The sequence below is a fragment of the Rhodococcus sp. 14-1411-2a genome (genome assembly GCF_002259485.1).
GTDB lineage: Bacteria > Actinomycetota > Actinomycetes > Mycobacteriales > Mycobacteriaceae > Rhodococcoides.
In genome coordinates, this window is sequence record NZ_NPGA01000018.1 from 14,622 (window position 1) to 33,925 (window position 19,304).

The 19,304-nt window shown below is 64.7% G+C and carries 19 protein-coding genes; 16 read left to right on the top strand and 3 right to left on the bottom strand.

Translation table 11 applies throughout. The annotated features are described in order from the left end of the window. Window positions 1-26 precede the first annotated feature (26 nt). Genes CH291_RS17475 through CH291_RS17515 form a run of 9 tightly spaced genes read left to right on the top strand, consistent with a single transcriptional unit; the run spans window position 27 to window position 9,583 of the window. Window positions 27-659 (top strand): flavin reductase family protein, encoded by a 633-nt coding sequence (locus tag CH291_RS17475; RefSeq protein ID WP_094639851.1) that lies wholly within the window; start codon window positions 27-29, stop codon window positions 657-659. Continuing rightward, on the top strand, window positions 656-1,549 hold the full coding sequence (locus tag CH291_RS17480) for a carbon-nitrogen hydrolase family protein (protein WP_179276588.1): 894 nt from the start codon (window positions 656-658) through the stop codon (window positions 1,547-1,549). The genes CH291_RS17475 and CH291_RS17480 overlap by 4 nt, the downstream gene beginning before the upstream one ends. Then, window positions 1,527-2,558 (top strand): hypothetical protein, encoded by a 1,032-nt coding sequence (locus CH291_RS17485; protein WP_094688171.1) that lies wholly within the window; start codon window positions 1,527-1,529, stop codon window positions 2,556-2,558. The genes CH291_RS17480 and CH291_RS17485 overlap by 23 nt, the downstream gene beginning before the upstream one ends. Window position 2,559: 1 nt before the next feature. Beyond that, complete coding sequence (locus CH291_RS17490) at window positions 2,560-3,819, top strand: FAD-dependent monooxygenase (RefSeq protein WP_094639854.1); 1,260 nt, start codon at window positions 2,560-2,562, stop codon at window positions 3,817-3,819. Beyond that, window positions 3,816-5,246 (top strand): MFS transporter, encoded by a 1,431-nt coding sequence (locus tag CH291_RS17495; RefSeq protein ID WP_256980884.1) that lies wholly within the window; start codon window positions 3,816-3,818, stop codon window positions 5,244-5,246. The genes CH291_RS17490 and CH291_RS17495 overlap by 4 nt, the downstream gene beginning before the upstream one ends. Next, complete coding sequence (locus CH291_RS17500) at window positions 5,246-6,097, top strand: FAD binding domain-containing protein (protein ID WP_094639855.1); 852 nt, start codon at window positions 5,246-5,248, stop codon at window positions 6,095-6,097. Before CH291_RS17495 ends, CH291_RS17500 begins: the two co-directional genes overlap by 1 nt. Then, window positions 6,094-8,460 carry a xanthine dehydrogenase family protein molybdopterin-binding subunit gene (locus CH291_RS17505; protein WP_256980885.1) on the top strand — a complete coding sequence of 789 codons (2,367 nt, stop codon included), beginning with the start codon at window positions 6,094-6,096 and terminating at the stop codon, window positions 8,458-8,460. The genes CH291_RS17500 and CH291_RS17505 overlap by 4 nt, the downstream gene beginning before the upstream one ends. Beyond that, the gene (locus CH291_RS17510; RefSeq protein WP_094639856.1) at window positions 8,457-8,960 is read left to right on the top strand and encodes a (2Fe-2S)-binding protein; all 504 of its coding nucleotides are present in this window, start codon (window positions 8,457-8,459) and stop codon (window positions 8,958-8,960) included. The genes CH291_RS17505 and CH291_RS17510 overlap by 4 nt, the downstream gene beginning before the upstream one ends. Next, window positions 8,957-9,583, top strand: coding sequence for an SRPBCC family protein (locus tag CH291_RS17515; protein WP_068051155.1), 627 nt, complete (start codon window positions 8,957-8,959; stop codon window positions 9,581-9,583). Before CH291_RS17510 ends, CH291_RS17515 begins: the two co-directional genes overlap by 4 nt. A 1-nt stretch (window position 9,584) precedes the next feature. Here CH291_RS17515 and CH291_RS17520 read toward each other — a convergent pair whose 3' ends face one another. Next, window positions 9,585-10,250 carry an aspartate/glutamate racemase family protein gene (locus CH291_RS17520; protein WP_068051156.1) on the bottom strand — a complete coding sequence of 222 codons (666 nt, stop codon included), beginning with the start codon at window positions 10,248-10,250 and terminating at the stop codon, window positions 9,585-9,587. Between the two features lie 3 nt (window positions 10,251-10,253). Further along, a complete protein-coding gene (locus CH291_RS17525) occupies window positions 10,254-11,672 on the bottom strand; it encodes an MFS transporter (RefSeq protein WP_094639858.1) in 1,419 nt (472 codons plus the stop codon). Window positions 11,673-11,871: 199 nt separating this feature from the next. On the opposite strand from CH291_RS17525, the gene CH291_RS17530 reads away from it, so the two are divergent. The 5 genes from CH291_RS17530 (at window position 11,872) to CH291_RS17545 (ending at window position 15,502) form a co-directional block, all read left to right on the top strand. After that, window positions 11,872-12,546 (top strand): GntR family transcriptional regulator, encoded by a 675-nt coding sequence (locus tag CH291_RS17530; protein ID WP_094639859.1) that lies wholly within the window; start codon window positions 11,872-11,874, stop codon window positions 12,544-12,546. Between the two features lie 211 nt (window positions 12,547-12,757). Further along, complete coding sequence (locus tag CH291_RS17535; protein ID WP_082898564.1) at window positions 12,758-13,057, top strand: type VII secretion target; 300 nt, start codon at window positions 12,758-12,760, stop codon at window positions 13,055-13,057. After that, entirely contained in the window at window positions 13,054-14,061 is a 1,008-nt protein-coding gene (locus CH291_RS17540) for a hypothetical protein (protein WP_094688172.1), read from the top strand. Before CH291_RS17535 ends, CH291_RS17540 begins: the two co-directional genes overlap by 4 nt. Beyond that, on the top strand, window positions 14,058-14,975 hold the full coding sequence (locus tag CH291_RS26845; protein WP_179276589.1) for a hypothetical protein: 918 nt from the start codon (window positions 14,058-14,060) through the stop codon (window positions 14,973-14,975). The genes CH291_RS17540 and CH291_RS26845 overlap by 4 nt, the downstream gene beginning before the upstream one ends. After that, window positions 14,972-15,502 carry an LpqN/LpqT family lipoprotein gene (locus tag CH291_RS17545; protein ID WP_179276590.1) on the top strand — a complete coding sequence of 177 codons (531 nt, stop codon included), beginning with the start codon at window positions 14,972-14,974 and terminating at the stop codon, window positions 15,500-15,502. Before CH291_RS26845 ends, CH291_RS17545 begins: the two co-directional genes overlap by 4 nt. Here the strand turns inward: CH291_RS17545 and CH291_RS17550 are convergent. Continuing rightward, complete coding sequence (locus CH291_RS17550) at window positions 15,499-16,866, bottom strand: MmgE/PrpD family protein (RefSeq protein ID WP_094688174.1); 1,368 nt, start codon at window positions 16,864-16,866, stop codon at window positions 15,499-15,501. The two genes, CH291_RS17545 and CH291_RS17550, sit on opposite strands and share 4 nt — an antisense overlap. A 178-nt stretch (window positions 16,867-17,044) precedes the next feature. Here CH291_RS17550 and CH291_RS17555 point away from each other — a divergent pair, with 178 nt between their 5' ends. Continuing rightward, window positions 17,045-17,857, top strand: coding sequence for a cyclase family protein (locus CH291_RS17555; RefSeq protein WP_068051189.1), 813 nt, complete (start codon window positions 17,045-17,047; stop codon window positions 17,855-17,857). Further along, window positions 17,854-19,281, top strand: coding sequence for an MmgE/PrpD family protein (locus CH291_RS17560; protein ID WP_094688175.1), 1,428 nt, complete (start codon window positions 17,854-17,856; stop codon window positions 19,279-19,281). Before CH291_RS17555 ends, CH291_RS17560 begins: the two co-directional genes overlap by 4 nt. The last annotated feature ends 23 nt before the right edge of the window (window positions 19,282-19,304 follow it).

The following is a 19,304-nucleotide window of genomic DNA, read 5'->3' on the forward strand; positions in this document are numbered from 1 at the left end:
CAGCAAGCGAAAGAAGGCTCGTTTCGATGACTTCCCAGGTAGGCGACTCTCTGGAGCTCACGGATCGCACCCGCCACGACATCGATTCGATGTCGTCGGGGGATGTGTACAAATTGCTGTCCTGCGCGGTGCAACCTCGTCCGATCGCGTGGATCTCGACCGTCTCCGGCGACGGCGTTCGCAACCTGGCACCGTTCAGCTTCTTCAACGTCGCCTCGCGCAATCCGGCGACGCTGATGATCTCCATCGGCGAGCGCATCGGGTCCCCCGGAGAGCTCAAGGACACGTTGGTCAACATTCGCGACACCGGCGAATTCGTCGTCAACATCCCGTCCGCCGACACCGTGGATGCGGTGACCGCGAGTTTCGCCACCGTCGATGCGGAGATCGACGAGTTCGAGCTCTCGCAGATGACCGCGGTGCCGTCGGTGTCGGTCTCGGCTCCGTCGGTCCTCGAATCCCTGGTATCGCTCGAATGCCGAACGTTGCAGGAAATCACGCTCGGCTCGGACACCCTGGTGCTCGGGACCGTGACGACGGTGACCAGCAGGCCCGGGTTGCTCACCAGCGACCTACATGTCGACACACTCCAACACCGATTCCTCGGCAGGTTGGCAGGCCCGTTCTACACCACCGACATGAACCGGGTGGCGCAATGACCACGTCGGCCCGCCTGCGCGGCGTCGACACCCAGCCGGTCGTCGACACGTTCGATATCGCTGTGGTGCAGACCGGTTCGCGGACCGGTGCCTGGCAGCAGAACATCGATGCAGTGGCCGCAGAAGTGCGTACACTCGCCGCCGCCGGGTCCAAGCTGATCGTCCTACCCGAATTGTTCGCCAGCGGTTACGATCTCGACGACCTCGATACGATGGCCGAGTCGGTACCCGGTCGTACATCGATCGCGCTCGGAGCGCTCGCCGACGAGACCGACACGGTTCTGGTGACGGCCATCGTGTTTCGTGACTCCGCAGGAGTCGTCTTCGACAGCTCGCTCGTCGTGGGTCCGGACGGCCTGCTGGCTGTGGGACACAAGCGTTTTCTCTGGGACCGAGAGAAATCGGTGTTCACTCCTGGCGCGGAGAGCGGACTGCTGGTCAGCACTCCGTTCGGCACCATCGGCGTCGTGATCTGCTACGAGGCAGGCTTTCCCGAGACGGTCCGCGATCTGGTGCAGCGGGGAGCAGATGTCATCGCTGTGCCGTCCGCATTCGGGCACGTTCGCCTGCACGTGTGGAAGCTGCTGACCCGGTCCCGAGCACTCGAGAACGGCGTCGTCGTCGCCGCCGCCGGACTCACCGGACAGGCCGGCGACGGCCCACGGTTCGCGGGTCACAGCGTCATCGTCGGACCGCAGGGGCGCACCATCGTCGAGATGGACGAGGGCGTCGGATCGGTATCGGCCACAGTGACTCGACGCGAGTTGCTCGACGCACGCGACGAAGTGCCCTATCTGAAAGACCTTGCCCGACTGGGCGGTATCACCGAGACACGTACGACCGAGAACGATCACGAGAGGAACCGAGATGTTCGATCTGCGATCAGCTGATCTGTTACGCGCATTCACCCGTCAGCTCGAGCTGTGCAAAGTTCGGCCCGGAGAGCAGGTGGTGATTCTCGCGGAACCGTCGAGCCGCGGTGATTACATCTCGGCTGCCTTCGGTGCAGCCCAGAGCCTGGGTGCCCAGGTGCTCGCGGCAACGGTGCCCGGCGGCAGTCCCGCCCCGATGCCGAGCACCCACACCGGGGCAGGCCCCGGCCTGGTGTCGGTCATGAACAGTTCGGTGGCTCAGGACATGCTCAAGGGCGCGGACCTCGTGGTCGACCTCACCAGTGAAGGCTTCATCCACGCGCCCATCCAGCAGGAGATCCTGGCCGCCGGAACGCGCATCATCTTCGTCTGCGACGCCCCGGACGTGTTGATCCGCAACATGCCCCAGGACGGCGACAAGGAGCGAGTGCAGGCGGGCGTCGATCTGATTCGCAACGGTTCGACCATGCGCATTACCAACGATGCCGGCACCGATCTCACCGTGCAACTGAGCAATTCGCAGCCCGAGTTCCAGGTGGGCTTCGCCGACGACAAGGGCCGCTGGGATCATTGGCCGTCGACGATGGTGCTGTGCTGGCCGGAGATCTCCAACGGAAAGATCGTGCTGTCCGAGGGCGACATCTTGTTGCCGTTCAAGGAGTACGTCCGAGACGAGACGACGCTGACTGTCACCAACGGTCACATCGACGAGGTCACCGGCGGCGGCGAGGCGGCGCTGCTGAACATGTTCTTCGCCGACTCCAACGACAAGTGGGCGCGCTACCTGTCCCACATGGGTTGGGGACTGATGAAGACCGGCGACTGGTTCGCGGCCGCGATGTACGGCAAGGACGACATCATGGGCATGGACGCCCGCGCGTTCGCCGGCAGCTTCCTGTGGTCCACCGGCCCGCACCCTGTCCTCGGCCGAGACTCCTACGCACACCTCGACATCGGAATGCGCGCCTGCACCGTGTCCATCGACGGCATCGATGTCGTCACCGAGGGTCGATTGGTGGAGAGCTGACATGGCACCGATCGAAGTGGTGATCGCAGGCGGTGGCCTCGGCGGCCTGACCGCGGCGCTCTCGCTGCGGCACAGAGGAATTCAGGTGACGGTACTCGAGGCCGCTGCCGAGCTGGGCGAGGTGGGCGCGGGAATTCAGACCGCTCCCAACGCCAGCCGTATCCTCATCGCCCTCGGGATGCGCGAGAAGCTCGAAGCGATCAAGACCGAGCCGATGGATCAGGTGCGCAGGCGCTGGGAGAACGGCAAGGTCATCGCGCTCACCGCGCTCGGCGAGTACTGCAAGAAGACGTTCAACGCCCCGTACTGGCACTACCACCGCGCAGACCTGCACTCTGCCATCCACGCTCAGTGTCTCGACCCCGACGGCCCCGGCCCGGTCGTGGTGTTCGAGACCGATGCGAAGGTCGTCGAGGTCGATCGCACCGACCCGATGCGGCCCGTCGCGGTCACCGGAGCGGGACGTCGGTACGAATCGGATCTGCTCATCGGAGCCGACGGAATCCGCTCGACGGTACGCGATCTCATCGGTCTACCCGATACGCTCGTGTTTTCCGGCGAAATGGCCTATCGCGCACTCATTCCGGGTGATCGCATCGTCAAGGATCCGGCTACTCGCTGGCTCGTCGACCGATACCAGAGCACCATCTGGTACGGACCGGACCGGCACCTGGTGCACTACATGATTCGTAACGGCGAATACCTCAATGTCGTTGCGCTGGCCCCGTGTACCGACGAGGTCCGCGACGGTGGACCACGGCTCGTCGGACCCGAGGAACTGATGGGGACATTCCCGGATTGGGACGATCGCGCCCACGCGATGCTCTCCAAAGCCGACGAGAACGTGCTGTGTCAGGCGCTCTACTACCGCAGACCCGACCCGCGGTGGACCGACGGCCGCGTCGCGCTGCTGGGCGATGCCTGCCATGCCATGCTGCCGTATCAGGCACAGGGGGCCTCGCAGGCCATGGAAGACGCGGCAGTGCTGGCCGAGGAGCTCGCGAAGGTCACCCCGAGCGGGATCGACGAGGCGTTGGCGCGCTACGTGTTTCGGCGGGCCAGGCACGCGCGGATGGTGCAGGACGCGAGCCTGCAGAACAAGACTTTTTATCACATACCCGATGGACCCGAGCAGCAGAAGCGGGACGCGACACTGGCGTCGTTCGATGGGGAATCCGACATCTCGTACGACTGGCTGTGGAGCGGTACCCCGCTCGACGACAGCGACGACGAGAAATTCCATTACTCGTTCGTCCGATGACGACCTCGGACCACAACACCGCGCCGGAGGCTGCGATGAAGACTGGTGATCAGGTAGTACAGGAACTCCCCTGGAAATGGGGTGTGCAGGGCAAGATCTTCATCATCGGTGGGCTGGGCTACATGTTCGACGCCTGGGACGTGGCGCTGAACGGCTTCTTGACCCCGCTGCTCGGAAGCTACTGGGACCTCTCCCAAGCCGAGCGCGGTCTGGTCGCCACCGGCAACCTGATCGGCATGGCCGTCGGAGCCGTCGTGTGGGGCACGATCGCCGACCGAGTCGGACGTAAGCGTGCATTCTCGTTGACGCTGTTGATCTTTGCGCTGTTCTCGGTCCTCGGAGCGTTCGCACCGAGCTTCGAGATCTTCATCATTCTGCGGTTCCTCGCCGGGTTCGGCCTCGGTGGCTGCATACCGGTGGACTACGCGTTGGTCAGCGAATTCTCACCGCGTCGCATTCGCGGCAAGATTCTCTCCGCCATGGATGTCTGGTGGCCGATCGGTGCCACCGTCTGCGGTGTCGTCGCCACGCTGCTCGTCCCGATCGACGGCGACGTTCGCTGGCGCTACATGCTGCTGTTCATGGTTCTGCCTGCGCTGCTGCTGTTCTGGGTTCGACGCGGTATCCCCGAGTCACCGATCTACCTGGCCAAGGTCGGTCGTGAGGCCGAGGCCCGCGCCGTCATCGACGACATGGTGACCCGTACCGGATCCGAGGCCGTCGACTACGTCATCGTCGCCGACACTGCTCCGAAGGGACCGGGCGGTATGAAAGCAGCTCTGACGCAGCTGAAGTCGGTCTGGCGGTACAGCCCCCGGATCACCGCCGCCGCGTGGATGTTGTTCGTATCGATCATGCTGCTGTACTACGCAGCGCTGAGCTGGATGCCGTCGATCCTGCGGGCCGAGGGCTACGGGGAATTCGCAGCCTTCGCCGGTACGACGCTGATGACCGGAGTCGGCATCGTCGGTGTGCTCACGTCGGCGTTCATCGTGGAGATCTTCGGACGCAAGTGGGTCATCGGACTGTCCGGCCCGATCGCGGGTAGCGCGCTGGTCATGTTCGCCGTCATGCTCGACATCCAGTCGGCTGCGCTGATCTGGCTCGGCATCTTCGGATTCGTCATTCAGCTGACCATCCCGGTCCTGTACTGCTACGTCTCGGAGTTGTACCCCACCAACATCCGCGCCTCGGGATTCGGGTACGCGTCCTCGGTCAGCCGGGTCGCAACCGGCTTCGCGCCGCTGTTGTTCGGCTCCGTCATGTGGCCGATCCTCGGTCTGCCGTTGACCTTCGGCATCGTCACCGCGTTCGTGTTGTTCGCGGTGATCTGGATGGCGTACTTCGCACCGGAGACCAAGGGACGCGAACTCGACACCCTCGTCGACGAACCCACCGAGGTAGTCGCAGGCGAGGCTCGGGTCTGATGAAGCCCGCACAGTTCGACTACCACCGGGCGCGCGATGTCTCGGGTGCAGTGCGGCTGCTGTCCGAGCTGGGCGAGGACGCGAAGATCATCGCCGGAGGCCAGTCCCTGGTCGCCATGATGAACTTCCGCCTCTCCCGGCCCGGGCACCTGGTCGACGTGGGTGGGTTGAACACTCTGCAGTACATCCGCCGAGAATCCGACGGCTTGCACATCGGAGCACTCACCACCCACCACGACGTCGAATGCGGCGACGTGGGAACGGACTTCGGTGTCCTTCGCGAGGCGATGCGGTGGGTGGGGCACTACCCGATCCGTACCCGCGGGACCGTCGGGGGCAGCATCGCCCATGCGGACGCCACCGCGGAATGGTGCTTGTTGGCCATCCTGCTCGACGCCCGCATCGTCGTCGAGAGCGTGCGGGGGCGGCGAACCGTCGAGGCGGACTCGTTCTTCTTCGGGTACTACTCCACCGATCTCGCGTTCGACGAGATGATCGTCGAGATCGTGTTCCCGAACCCGGCACCGCACGCTGCGGTGACCGAATACGCCGAGCGACAGGGAGATTTCGCAATCGTGGGCGCAGCGGTGTCCCTCGATCTCGACGGCGTGGCCGTGGTGGGCGGGCGGGTTGCCCTCGCGGGAGTGGGAGCAACTCCCGTGCGATCGCCGGCTGGGGAAGCCGTCCTGGCCGCAGGCGGGACCTTCGCGGACTGCGCGGACGCCGCAGCCGAAGCACTGGAACTGGAGGACGAGGGCATGGTCACCGCCGAGTACCGCCGCACCCTGGTGCGCACGTTGGTCGCCGAAGCGTGCAGCGACGCACTGGTATCGCAGGGGGTGCCCACGTGAGCGTCGATCAGGTTCTCACGCCGAAATTCGTCGGCACCTCGGTCGCACGCCGCGAGGATCCGCGGTTGCTCACCGGTCGAGGCAGATTCGTCGACGACATCGCGATGCCGGGAATGTTGCACGCTCAGTTCGTCCGCAGCACCGTCGCGGCCGGATCGATCACCGATCTCGACGTCGGTGATGTCGCCGGAGTCGAAGGAGTGCGCGGCGTATTCGCCGCGGCGGACCTGGACCTGCAGCCGATCCGCGCCGAATTGTCGCGTCCGCTCAGCGAATTCGTGCCCACCGACATGCCCGTGCTGGCGCACGACGTGGTGCGCTACGTCGGTGAGCCACTGGCCATCGTCGTCGCCGCCGATGCCTACAGCGTCGAGGATGGGCTCGAGGCGGCACGAGTGTCGTACCGGACCGTCACCGCCGTCACCTCCGCAGATCAGGCCATGTCCGAGGGCGTGCCTTTGGTTCACGATTCGGTTCCGAAGAACATCGTCGTGGACGTGCAGATGTTCGCCACCGACGGCGTCGACGAGATCTTCGACGACGCGCACACCGTCGTGTCCGTGCGATCACGCACCGGCCGCCAGAACGCGCTTCCGCTCGAGACCCGTGGATGCATCGCGTACTGGGAGGATCGCGACGAGCAGCTGATCATCTACATCTGTACGCAGGTTCCGCACCAGGTTCGTACCGTCACCGCGCAGTGCATCGGGCTCGACGAGCGCCAGGTGCGCGTCGTCGTACCCGACATGGGCGGCGGCTTCGGGCAGAAGTGCGTCGTCGGACGCGAGGAGATCGCCGTCGCCGCAGCTGCGTTGAAGCTCCGCCGTCCCGTGAAATGGATCGAGGACCGCAAAGATGCACTGACGGCGTCGTTCCTGGCGCGCGAACAGCAGTACGACGTGCGAGCAGCATTCGATTCCGAGGGACACATCCTCGGCCTCGACGCGGACGTCGTGTGCGACATGGGCGCGTACTCCTGCTACCCGTTCACCGCCGGCATCGAGCCGCTGATGGCCTCGGCGGAAATGCCAGGGGTGTACCAGGTTCCGGCGTACCGGGTGCGGGGCCGTTCCGTGTTCAGCAACAAGGCACCGACTGCGCCGTACCGCGGGGTGTCCCGCCCGCAGTACGTCATGGTGATGGAGCGGTTGTTCGAGCGAGCGGCCCGTGAGTTGAACCTCGATGCGGTGGAGATCAGGCGGCGCAACGTCATCACCGCTTTCCCGTACACGGGCGTCAACAACATCACCTACGACCCGGGCTCGTACCTCGAGGCGCTGAACCTGTGCGAGCAGACCCTCCGTGACGGCGGTTGGTACGACCTCCAGGACCGGGCAACCGCCGAAGGCCGGCACATCGGCATCGGATACTCGTGCTTCAGCGAGCGAACCGGCTACGGCAGCAGCGCATTCGCGGCGCGCAAGATGAACGTGGTGCCCGGGTTCGACATTTCGGAGGTCAGGATGGACACCTCCGGCACGGTCGTCGTGACCACCGGAACGATGAGCCACGGGCAGAGCCACGAGACCACGATGGCGCAGATCGTCGCCGATCGCCTCGGCATCGGCGTCGAACAGGTCAAGATCGTGCAGGGCGACACCGATCGGATCACCTACGGCTTCGGCTCGTTCGCCTCTCGCTCCATCACCATCGGCGGCAGTGCGGTGGCGTTGGCGTCGAACAAGCTGGGAGACAAGCTCTGTGAGATCGCAGCGCACCTGCTGGAGACTCGCGACGACAACGTCGAGTTGGCATCGGGGCGCGTACGTCAGCGAGACGACCACTCGAAGTACGTTACCTACCGGGACATCGCCGACGTCGCGTATCTGAAGGCGCAGCTGCTGCCGAAGGGCGTGGAACCCGGATTGTCCGCGACGGCAAGCTTCGACGTGTTCAACGACGGCACCTTCTCCAACGCCACCCACGGCGTTGTGGTCGAGTTGCACGAGGGCACCGGCCGAGTGGAGATCCTCAAGTACGTGTGCGTCGAGGACTGCGGCGTCGCCATCAACCCCAAGATCGTCGAGGGCCAGTGCCGGGGTGGGATCGCCCAGGGCATCGCCGGGGCGTTGTTCGAGCAGGTGTCGTACGACGATCACGGAAATCCACTGTGTGCCAGCTTCATCGACTACAAGGTGCCGACTGCCTGCGAGATCCCGGACATGGAGATCCACCACCTCGAAACTCCCTGCCTGTTCACCGAATCCGGAGCCAAGGGAGCCGGTGAGGGCGGAACGATCGGTGCACCCGCCGCCGTGCTCAACGCCGTCAACGACGGATTGCGCTCCACCGGAGTCGAACTGAACGACACACCGATCACCCCCGTGGCAATACAGGCAGCACTGGCGAAGGGCAGGCCATGAGCAACAAACAACTGATCGAACTGAACGTCAACGGCACCGTCCGTGAGGTGATCACCGAACCACGCCGCACTCTGGTCGACGTATTGCGCCACGATCTCCAGCTCACTGGAACCCATGTCGGCTGCGAACACGGCGTGTGCGGAGCCTGCACCGTGCTGATCGACGGCAAGCCGGCCCGCGCGTGCCTGACGTTCGCAGCGCAGGTGGAGAACTCGGACATCGAGACCGTCGAATCACTCGGCATCGACGGTGAATTGAACGATCTGCAGCAGGCCTTCGCAGACCACCACGGTCTGCAGTGCGGATTCTGCACACCGGGGTTCCTGATGTTGGCCGAGGGCTACCTCGCCGACAACCCCGATGCCACCAAGGAACAGATCCGCGAGGTGGTGGCGTCGAACTACTGCCGCTGTACCGGGTACCAGACCATCGTCGAGGCCATCGACTCGTGCGCCGAGCAGCGACGCTGCGCCGGCTGTGTGAACGGAGTTCTCAAGTGATACTGACCAATACACTCGATATCGACGCGTCCGCCGAGGACGTGTTCCGGCTGATCAACGACGTCGAGAAAGTCGCGACCTGCGTACCGGGGGCGGCCATCACCGGTAAGGACGGCGAGACCTACCTCGGCGGTGTGAAGGTCAAAGTGGGCCCGATCAGCGCGTCGTACGCCGGCACGATTCGGTTCCTCGAGGTCGACGCGGAGACCCGCACGCTCACACTCGAAGCCAAGGGGGCGGACTCGCACGGCAACGGCGACGCCGAGGCCCAGGTCGATCTGGCGGTCGAGGCGCTCGGTGATCGTTCGCGGTTGACCCTGAATACCGATCTGGTGATCAGCGGAAAGATAGTCTCGTTCGGCAAGGGCGCGATCGTCGCGGTGTCGAACAAGGTCCTGCAACAGTTCGCCGTCAATCTCGGTGCGCTGCTCAGTGGTTCGGCCACGGCCGAATCGACCACGCCTGCAGCTGTGAAGGCTGCTGTTGCGAGCCCGATGGGCGGCGAATTGAACGCGATGAGCCTGATGCCCGAACCGGTGCGCAAGTACGCACCGATCGCGGGCATCTTCCTCGCGGGAATGGTCGAGGGCTGGCTGGTGTCCAGGGCCTTCGGACGTCGATAGTTCAGCTGCGTACCGCGTTCGAGATTCTGTCGACGACCATCGCAACGGCACTCGGAACCGGCTCGATGACGTCCACGTCGGTGCGCAGTGCCAGCCGCCGGGCCGAATCGCTCAACGGACCGCCGCCGATGACGACCGCCGTCGCTCCGGCGGCGACTGCTGCATCGACCGCTGCTCCCAGTTCGACGACGCTCGATGCGAGGTCCTCGGCCAGGACCAACGGCGATGACGCGGTGAGGAACACACCCGCGAAATCGCCGTCGGGCACGGTGGCACGGGTCAGTGCATCGAGTTGGGCGGCGAGATCGGCTGTGGTGGTGGCGATCGCGAAGCGCCGACCACCTCGTGCAGCGTGCAGGATTCCTGCCTCGCCGATCCCGACGACCGGAATGTCGACGAGGGTTCGGAGTTCGGCGGCACCGGGATCACCGAACGCGCCGACGATCACCGCTGCCGGGCCATGGTGCTCGATCGCGTCGAGGGCCGCGGTTACGACATCCGGTCCGGCAGCACGCAACTGTTCGGTGCCGGTGATCATCGCCGGTCCGTTACCCGCGGTGACCCCGACGACGGTGAATTCTGTGTCGTGGAGCCAACTTCGCGCGACGTCGACGAGCAGCTGCGTCGTTGCAGTGTTCGAGTTGGGGTTGATCACGAGAATCTTCACTGCTCAGCCATCTTCCGGCATGGGTTGTCCGAAGGTCTCTTTCGGGAACTGCACGGCAATTCCGCACACGATGAACAGGCCGGCCAGCATCGCGAACATGGCACCCACGCCGGACGAGTCCAGTACGGCTCCGGCGATGAGAGGGAACAGTCCGCCGGAGAGGGAGCCCAACGCCAGGATCACCGACGTCGCGAGGCCACGGATTCGTGTGGGGTACTGCTCGGGTGCAAAGAGCCAGATCGTCGTGTTGAGGATGATGACCGAGAAGTTGAACAGGGCACCGAAGAACAGTACGAGGCCGATCGACGTTGCGAAGAAGCCGAATCCGAGCCCGGCGACGATACCGAGCACTGCGCCACCGGTCAGCGTCACCTTGCGGGGGAGTTTGCGAGCGATGAGTGCGGCGGTCAGCGCGCCGATCAACGACCCGGACTGCATCACGAGGGTGTACCAGAGCGCACTCGAGATCGACATTCCCCGCTCGGTCAGGATGACGGGGATCAGCGTGAGCATCGAGATCTGTGCTGCGTAGGACATGCAGACGGCAATGCCGAGGGCGAGAGTGCTTCTGCGGTAACGCTGCCCGAACATCTCCGTCCACCGTGCGCGCGGTGCGGCGTGATCATCGACCGTGGTGTCGACGTTCAAGTACTGAACCTCGGAGTCGAGGGTGCCGCGAAGCTTGCCCTGCGCCAGGCGGTTGATGACGGTGTTGGCCTCGGCCACCCGGCCCGTCGCTGCGAGGAAGCGAGGTGTTTCCGGAAGCGAGCGGCGATAGAACACGACCGCGAGTGCGGGCAGTACCAGCAGACCGAACAGCCAACGCCAGCGGTCGTCACCGGTGAAGATGGCGAAGACGATGACCCCGAACAGTGGGGCGAGCATGTTGCCCAGACCTGCGGCTGCGACGTTGATCATGCCGACCGCGGTACCGCGATGCTTGGCGGAGAAGAACTCGGAGAGCATGATCACCGCGACGGCGATCTCACCGCCGAGTCCGAGCCCGACCAGGAATCGAGCGCCCACCAGCACCTCGTAGTTGGGTGCGAATGCGCACAGTAGCGAGCCGAACGCGAAGACGAGAAGGTTTGCGCCGAGGAGGGTTCGACGACCGAAACGGTCCATCACCGCTCCGGCCAGGATGCGCCCGAGGGCGACGGCGGTGAACGTCGCGGTGTTCAGCAGTCCGATCTCGGTTCCGCCGAGGCCCCAGGATTCACGCAGGAGCGGTCCGGTGATGCCGACGGCATTCTGTTCGATGGCATCGAAGAACACACCGAACAGGACCATGGCGACGATGCCGAAGTGCGCTGTGGTGAGGCCGATCTTCGAGTACGACGCCTCGATCTGTTCACTGAGGCTGCCGGCCTCGGGCGGTGGGTCGATCGGTGACGGCTTCTCGTTCCTGGTCGGGACGCTCATCCCAGTGCCTCTCACTAAGTGGTATACCAACAACGGAGAATTTACGGAGCATTGGACCGCGAATGGTTTCTCGGCGGTAACGCTTGTGTTTCCAGGTCCTCTCACCTGGCTCTTGCTGTCTAGGTCTTCGTTGGACAAAGCTTGCCGATGACGCTGGCGGATGCGCGGTATACCTACAGTTCGCTGGTATACAAGCATCATGGCATCCACGGAAGGTCGCGAATCGCTGTCGCGATCGGTGTTCGACGCGATCAGAACACGCATCCTCGACGGCCGCCTCCGGCCTGGTGAAACGCTGAGCGAGCGCAATCTGGGAACCGAGTTGCAAGTGTCGAGGGTCCCGATTCGCGAGGCGCTTCCATTGCTCGAAGCAGCAGGGTTGGTGACGCTGTCGCCGCGACGCCCTGCCGTGGTGACAGGAGTGACCAGAAGTTCCGTCGACGAGTTGTACGACATCAGGTCCGCGCTCGAGCCGCTCGTTGCTCGCCGGGCAGCGTCCGCTGTGGCGGCGGGCGCGGACTCGTCGTCGTTGGTCGACGCCGTGTCCCGTGCAGGTGCAGCGCTCGACCGGGGTGATCTGCTCGAATTCCATCACGCGAGCTCGGGGGTGCACTCGGGGATCGAGGCATTGTCCGCCAACCGGCTGTTCCCGGTCATCATGGAACCGTTGCGGGAGCGCAGCAATCGACTCAACATGGCCAATCTCGAACGGGACCCGTCGCTGCGCCACGGGGAGCATGTCTCCCTCGTCGACGCCATCGCCAAGGGGGACACGGAATTGGCTGCCGCTGTTGCGTTCGCACACGTCGAATGGGGCCGAGCGCGAACGTTCGAGACTCTGGCGCAAGTTCCGGGCTACGACCCACAGCACTGAGCCGAGTCCGCGCTACTCAGCGCGACGCGGGCAGTCCTGCCGCGGTAGGTCCAATGGGCGGTGACTGGGCGATGACGGGGCGGTGCTCATCACCGTGATGCCCATGAACGTTTCTCGAAGCGGCCGGAGGGAACCGATCGGGGCACACTCGCGTCAAACCCGATGACGCCGATTCACCGGGCGTCGCCACGGTGCAACTCGGGGGAGCGTCATGACAGTGAATGTGGATCCAGCGATCCTGCGGCAGTTCTCGAATGTGTTGTCGGCAACTGGCGGGGTGATCCGTGAGGTGGATGCTCTTGCTCCGTTCCGTGCGTCGGAGAATGCGTTGCAGGGTAGTGACTTTCACGCAGCATGTGCGGCGGCGGCAGCTGCGGCGGCCGGAGCTGTTGCAGCTCTGGCCGGGCGGGCCGAATGCGTCGCGGACATCGCCCGCGGCGTCGCGCAGAACTACGAGATCGCCGACGACGAACTCGCCCGCCGCCTCGCAGCGATGGACCAGCCGAAATGACCCCGACGGTCCCGCACGTCGCGGGTTGGGAGCCGGAGTCGATGCGCAAGACGATGATCGAGTTGTCGGAGATCGTCGAGCGCGTCAACGGCCAGCGCTCCGGAGTGCTGGAGGAGCAGGACGTACTGGCCGAGACGTGGACCGGTGAAGCAGCCGATGCCGCAGCCGAGCGTGTGGTGAGCGAATGTTCTCGGATGAGCTCGGTGTGCAGTGAAATCGATTCACTCGGTAGATCATTCGAGACCGCAGCAGGAATGGTCGATGCTGCGAAGGCCCACCTGCAGGCGCAGGTCTCGGCGGCGACGGCGAGCGGGTTCGCCGTTCGGGCCGACGGTGTAGTGGATCCCGACGGGATGATCGCATTGATACCGGACGTCCTGGGTGAAGAAAAGATACGGAAGGCCGACGAACTACGCTCTGCTGCAGCGCAGTTGACCGAGGATATTCAGGGAGCTCTGAGACAGGCCGACAGGGCCGCACTCGACGCTGCGCAGCAGTTGGCCGAGCCCACGAAGCTGCTGACCGAGATTGCGCTCACCAACCCGACCGGGCAGCTCGTCGAGAACCCGGACGGATCCTTCTCGTGGATGCCGGATTGGCCGACGACCGTTGCAGCCACCGTCATCGGTGGTATGACCGACGTGACGAGGAGGACTCTCGAACTTCCGGGTGTCGGTTCCGTCGACGATGTTGCCAAGAACATCGGTCGGGGGTTGGGGGCGTTCGGCGCGGTGGCGGGAACGGTGCCCTCGATTGGCCACGATATCGATGAGGGGGTGAGCCCCGCTGAGGCGATTGCGGTCAATACGGCGAGTACCGCCGCCGGCCTCGCAGCTGCGAGCTACGTGACCGGTGCCCTGGTGGGAGTCGGTGGTGCCGCGGGTTCGGTGTTTCCCGGGCCGGGCACGGTTGTCGGTGCTGCCGCAGGCGTCGCGTTGGGTGCCCTGGTCGGGGGCTCCGTCAGCCACGGCGTATCGAAGGTCTTCGAATGGACACTGCGATGACCGATCGTGAGGACACAGGCGCTTACACGCCTGCGACAGCGAATCCGGGACCTGTGTGGGTGCGGAGGTGGCGCAGTGTCCACCTCGGCTGGCTCGCAGCAGTTTTCGGCATCTGTACGGCAGTGGTGGGACTGCTGGTTGCCGCTGTCCCTGTGGTTGCCAGGACGGGCGTAGGCGGCCTCCTGGCACTGTTGTGGCTCGCGTTCTTCGTGCTCCTTCCCTTGGGGATGGCGGTGCCGATGTCCGGCATCGGAGCTGCGCGATTGTCACGTTTCGTGCGGCGGGTCGACGTTGCAGGCGTCGGCGCAGGTCTGTCGGTGCCCGGGCGCGGGGACTTCGTGGTCCGGGCAGGTCTACTCGCCTTCGCGTCGGTGGTGGGGCTGTCCTACTTCGTATTCAGAGATGACGGACCGGACCCTCGTCAAGAGAGGGCCGAGTTGCTGACGGCGATAGGCGCGCCGGCATGCCTGGTGTGGTTCGTGCTCGGGTTCGTCATCGTCAACCGCACCAGGATCTCTCTGCACCCCGAAGGTATTGTCCAACAGATCTATCGACGTCGTGGGTGGAAGGTGTCGAACGACGTGAAGGTCGTGCCCTGGAGCGACGTTGCGGATCTGCGCCTGGAGGAGCATCCGAATCCAGCAGTACCGCACCGAGGTGACCTGCCGGTGATCAGAGTCCCGCGCCGATCGAGCGAGACCGACGAACCGGAGCTGGTCATCATGGCGTGTGAGAAGAAGGTCGAACCGAATTCGCTGCTCGCGCTGCTTCTGTGGTGTCGAGACAATCCCTGGGCTCGTGCGCAACTGGGCCACGACGATGCGCGGGAGTTGCTGCGCCCACCCAGGCTGCGCGAGCGTATCCGCGCCGACCGTGCCGCATCCACTGTCGGTGGAAGGAACACTGTCCAGTGACGGTTCGACAAAGGACGGTATACACCTATCTCCAGCAGCAGGGTGTCGAACTGGCACCGGTGCATCGCGACGAATGCGACAGGTTCGGGCTCGAGCTCCCGGTGCTACCGGACTGGGAGGCTGTTTCAGAGCTTCACTTTCCACACGCCACCGCGGTGCTTTGCTCGCCGGCGAACGCAGTCGACGGATTCGTACCGAATGCGGTGGTTCTGGTCGGGAAGCTCGCACGGTCGGTCGACCCGGATGCCCTACTGGAGTGCGGCTTCGGAGACGCGCGGGCACTGCCCGGCTGGGTCGAGATCAGTCACGACCGAGGTTCGTTCTGCGGTCTACCGTCCGTCTCGATCGCGGGTCGCTACGACTGCGCCGGTCGGTTGCTCTTCGCCCGGACCCGGTACGTCGTCGTCCACCACATCGTCGACCAGTACCTGGTTCAGGTGACGGTCACCGTGCCGGATTTGCTACGACAGAGATTGTCCTGTGCTGCAGACGAGTTCGTCGACGAGCTGCGTATCGGTCGACGCTAGCGAATCGGTAGTGCGCGCAACAGCGCCGCAACGTCCTCCGTATCGCCGAGGGAGTCGACGATGTCCTCGATGACCGCGGTATCGGATTCGCCGACCAATCGGGCGATCTTGGCGCGCACCGCGCTGTAATCCATCGGAAAATGGTCGATGTCGCCCAGCGGATTCGGGGCAGTCGCCGAAAGTGTGGTGCCGTTCCGAAATTCGATCGTCACTTCGGCGGCTCGGCGCTCGGGTAGCAGCGCGTCGAGCTCGCTCGACGATGCGACGTCGACTCGGGCGCTGAACGATTCGGCCGTCGAGAAGCCCGAACCTCGGGGGTCCAGAGAGTCGACGTCTATCGCGTCGGACACGAACGCGGCGGCCACCACGAACGGCAGCGAGAACATCGCGCCCAACCTGTTCGACGGATGTCGGCGGAACAGAGGTTCCGCCAACGAATGTGTTCGCACGCGAACATGTTCGATGTCGGAAGCGGACCATTCGGCACCGACGCGCAGGCTCTGTACAGCGTCCACGGCGGCGTGTGTGTACGAGCAGCTGGCGTGCTGTTTCGTGTAGCCCTCCAGCGTGAGCCATCGTTCGCCGAGATGTTCGGTCAGTCGGGACGTGTCCAAGGTCCCGACCAGAGCGCCCAGGGTGTGCTCGATGGCCCCCGAGTTGTGGACGACCCCGGATCGGGCGAGCCTGGCCGCGGTCACGCCCGCCCGTGCGGCACCGCCGATCCACAAGTTTCGCGAGAAATTGCCGTCGAGAACCACCGCCCAGGGCGCTACCTGAATCAACGCAGACGACGAGTCGATCGCCGCGGCAACCCCGTTCGCATCGGCACCACGAATCGACGCGGCTGCTGTGGCCGCGCCCGTGGCACCCCAGTGCCCATGGGTGTGCCACGCACTGTGCCGGGTCAATGCCCAGCCGAATCGAGCGGCAACCTCGTAGCCCGCTACGACGGCGGTCAAGAAGGCCCGGCCCGAGGTCGGCGTCGATGCCAGCCTGGCCGCGGCGATCGCTGCAGGAAGCACATGCGCAGCAGGATGTCCGGCGGCGTACTTGTTGCCCTCGTCGAGTTCGAGACAGCACGATGCGATGGCGTCGAGCTCGGCCGCAGTCTCGATGGTGGTGCCGGTGCTTCCGCCTATCGGGTACGTCGATCCTGGTTCCGCGTCCCACTTCTTCCGTAGTTCGACCATCTCGGCGGTGCGGGCACCGGCAAGGGTGACGCCCAGCAGGTCCAACAGAATCAACCGCGCTCGGTCGCCGAGCGGCGCCGGGAGGGGTGACTTCCGTAGTTCGACCATCGCGGTGGCCAAGGCGTCGACCGCATGTGTGCGTTCCGTTGAGCGAAACGATGGTGAACCGTCCATGACTGGACTGTAGAAGGACCGGAAAGAAAGAGTCAATGATCGAGACGTGCAACCTGCCGACTGCTAGGCTCGGCCTACCGCCGGTGCGAGTCCATACCGCTCGGAACCGTTCCGGCTAGCGAAACGAAACAACGCTGGTGTGAGGTACGCACGCAGCGTCGAACGAGGAGACGAAGCAATGTCCGATCAACTTCTTCGTGCAGTCCAGGGGGGCGTGCGCGCAGTCGATCTCGGTAGACAGTTGAGGGTCGGGATGCCGCAGTCGCCCAATCATCCTCAGTTCTGGCACACCCTGCCGCGCAGACACGGCGACGTGACTCGAGCAGACGGTGGCAGCGCCGCAAACGACATGATCACCACCGGAACGCACGTGGGCACTCACATCGACGCTCTCGCTCACGTCAGCCACGACGGAAAGCTGCACGGCGGTGCCGATGCCGGGCAGTCGTGCCTGGGCGGCAAGTATGTCGAACACGGCGTCCACACCATCGAACCCATGATCCGCCGCGGCGTGCTGCTCGACATCCCGAGGCTCCTCGGTGTCGGTCGCTGCGAGGGCGGGTACGAGATCACTGTCGATGATCTGCAATCGGCATGTGCTGCAGAGAAAATCGAGATCGAACGCGGCGATGTCGTGCTGATTCGCAGCGGATGGGGGCAGTTGTTCGCCGAGGGATCGCCGTACGTCGGCGGCCCGTCCGGAGTTCCCGGAGTCGGAGAAGCAGGCGCGCAATGGCTGGCGGACAAGGGTGTACACGCTGCAGGCGCAGACACCATCGCGTTCGAGCGGCTCGCCCCCGGCGGTGGTCACGCCCTGCTCCCCGCGCACCGAGTTCTGTTGGTGGAGAGCGGTATCTACATCATCGAAGCACTCGACCTCGAAGAGCTTTCCCAGCAGGAACTGTTCGAGTTCACGTTCGTTCTCGTTCCCCTGAACATCTTCGGCGCAACGGGTTCGCCGGTACGGCCGCTGGCGGTGACGTCCGCATGAGCGAACGTACGCTCGCGCAGCACCTGGCGCGTTTCGCCGCGACCACCCACTATCAGGATCTACCCGACGCCGTCGTCAACTCGGTCGGGATGCGGGTGCTCGATACGCTCGGGATCGCGGTTGCGGCCACCGATCTCGAGACGAGCAAGGCCGCGACCGCATGGGCCCGCGAACAAGGCGGGGCAGCAACGGCATCCGCGGTCGGCCTCGGCATCGCCCTTCCTCCGGCCCTCGCCGCTTTCGTCAACGGAGTACTCGCACACTCGCTGGATTTCGACGACACGCATCTTCCATCGATCCTGCATCCGAGCGCCAGTGTCGTGCCCGCGGCTCTCGCGGCTGCTCAGGAGCACGGTGCCGACGGTCGAGAACTCGTCCGCGGCATCGCGATCGGGCTGGAAGTGTGTGTGCGCATCGGAATGGCGGGGTTCGACCCGGAGACCAAGAACTCGGTGTTCTTCGAGCACGGACAGCACGCGACGTCCATCTGCGGTGCGATGGGTAGCGCTGTGGCTGCCGCTGTCATCGGTGGTGCGTCGGAGGAACAAATCGTCGACACGATGGGCATTGCGGCGTCGATGGCGTCGGGCATCATCGAGGCCAACCGCACCGGGGGCACCGTCAAGCGCATGCACTGCGGTTGGGCTGCGCATTCCGCGCTCTCGGCGGCAGGCCTTGCGCGTCATGGGATCACCGGGCCGCCGACGGTCCTCGAAGGACGGTTCGGCTTCTTCCAGGCCTGGCTGCACGAGCCTGGCCGAGCCAACGAGATTCTGGACGGACTCGGCTCCGAGTGGGCCGTTCCCGGAATCTTCTTCAAGCCGTACCCAGCCAATCACTTCACCCACGCGGCAATAGACGCAGGAGCAGCGCTGCGGGCGAGAGGAATCCGGCCGGAGCAGATCGAGAAGCTCGAGCTGGGAGTGCCCGCGGCGAACCTGCGGACCATCGGCGAACCCATCGACGTCAAACGCACGCCCGAGACCGGGTACATGGCGCAGTTCAGCGGACCGTACGCCGTTGTCGTCGGCTTGCTCGGCGGGGGCGGGCTCGGCGCAGCACTCGATGACTACACCGACGAGTTGGCGAAGTCGGCAGATCGGCGAGCTCTGATGGCCAAGGTCGACGTCGTTCCGAACCCGAAGTGCGACGCCATCTTCCCGCACCAGTTCCCGGCGGTGCTGACCGCAACTCTGACCGATGGAACAGTAGTGGTCGAAGAGGTGCTCACCACTCGTGGCGGACCCGAACGGCCGCTGTCGTTCGGCGAGGTCTCGACCAAGTTCACCAGCAATGCGGGGCCGTTCCTCTCCGACGTCGAGCTGAAGGAACTGGCCGGCCGATGCGATTCTCTCGGGGACCTGACCGACATCGGGACACTGCTCGCACCGTTGACCGACCTGAAATCGACCACGCAGCAATAGAACAGTTGTCCCACCGGCTCGGG

What these genes read in the sequence shown, in the direction of transcription:
- CH291_RS17480 (WP_179276588.1), top strand. Translation starts at nt 656, where the DNA reads ATGACCACGTCGGCCCGCCTGCGCGGCGTCGACACCCAGCCGGTCGTC.
- CH291_RS17540 (WP_094688172.1), top strand. Translation starts at nt 13,054, where the DNA reads ATGACCCCGACGGTCCCGCACGTCGCGGGTTGGGAGCCGGAGTCGATG.
- CH291_RS17530 (WP_094639859.1), top strand. Translation starts at nt 11,872, where the DNA reads ATGGCATCCACGGAAGGTCGCGAATCGCTGTCGCGATCGGTGTTCGAC.
- CH291_RS17525 (WP_094639858.1), bottom strand. Translation starts at nt 11,672, where the DNA reads ATGAGCGTCCCGACCAGGAACGAGAAGCCGTCACCGATCGACCCACCG.
- CH291_RS17475 (WP_094639851.1), top strand. Translation starts at nt 27, where the DNA reads ATGACTTCCCAGGTAGGCGACTCTCTGGAGCTCACGGATCGCACCCGC.
- CH291_RS17510 (WP_094639856.1), top strand. Translation starts at nt 8,457, where the DNA reads ATGAGCAACAAACAACTGATCGAACTGAACGTCAACGGCACCGTCCGT.
- CH291_RS17555 (WP_068051189.1), top strand. Translation starts at nt 17,045, where the DNA reads ATGTCCGATCAACTTCTTCGTGCAGTCCAGGGGGGCGTGCGCGCAGTC.
- CH291_RS26845 (WP_179276589.1), top strand. Translation starts at nt 14,058, where the DNA reads ATGACCGATCGTGAGGACACAGGCGCTTACACGCCTGCGACAGCGAAT.
- CH291_RS17495 (WP_256980884.1), top strand. Translation starts at nt 3,816, where the DNA reads ATGACGACCTCGGACCACAACACCGCGCCGGAGGCTGCGATGAAGACT.
- CH291_RS17535 (WP_082898564.1), top strand. Translation starts at nt 12,758, where the DNA reads ATGACAGTGAATGTGGATCCAGCGATCCTGCGGCAGTTCTCGAATGTG.
- CH291_RS17490 (WP_094639854.1), top strand. Translation starts at nt 2,560, where the DNA reads ATGGCACCGATCGAAGTGGTGATCGCAGGCGGTGGCCTCGGCGGCCTG.
- CH291_RS17560 (WP_094688175.1), top strand. Translation starts at nt 17,854, where the DNA reads ATGAGCGAACGTACGCTCGCGCAGCACCTGGCGCGTTTCGCCGCGACC.
- CH291_RS17550 (WP_094688174.1), bottom strand. Translation starts at nt 16,866, where the DNA reads ATGGACGGTTCACCATCGTTTCGCTCAACGGAACGCACACATGCGGTC.
- CH291_RS17500 (WP_094639855.1), top strand. Translation starts at nt 5,246, where the DNA reads ATGAAGCCCGCACAGTTCGACTACCACCGGGCGCGCGATGTCTCGGGT.
- CH291_RS17485 (WP_094688171.1), top strand. Translation starts at nt 1,527, where the DNA reads ATGTTCGATCTGCGATCAGCTGATCTGTTACGCGCATTCACCCGTCAG.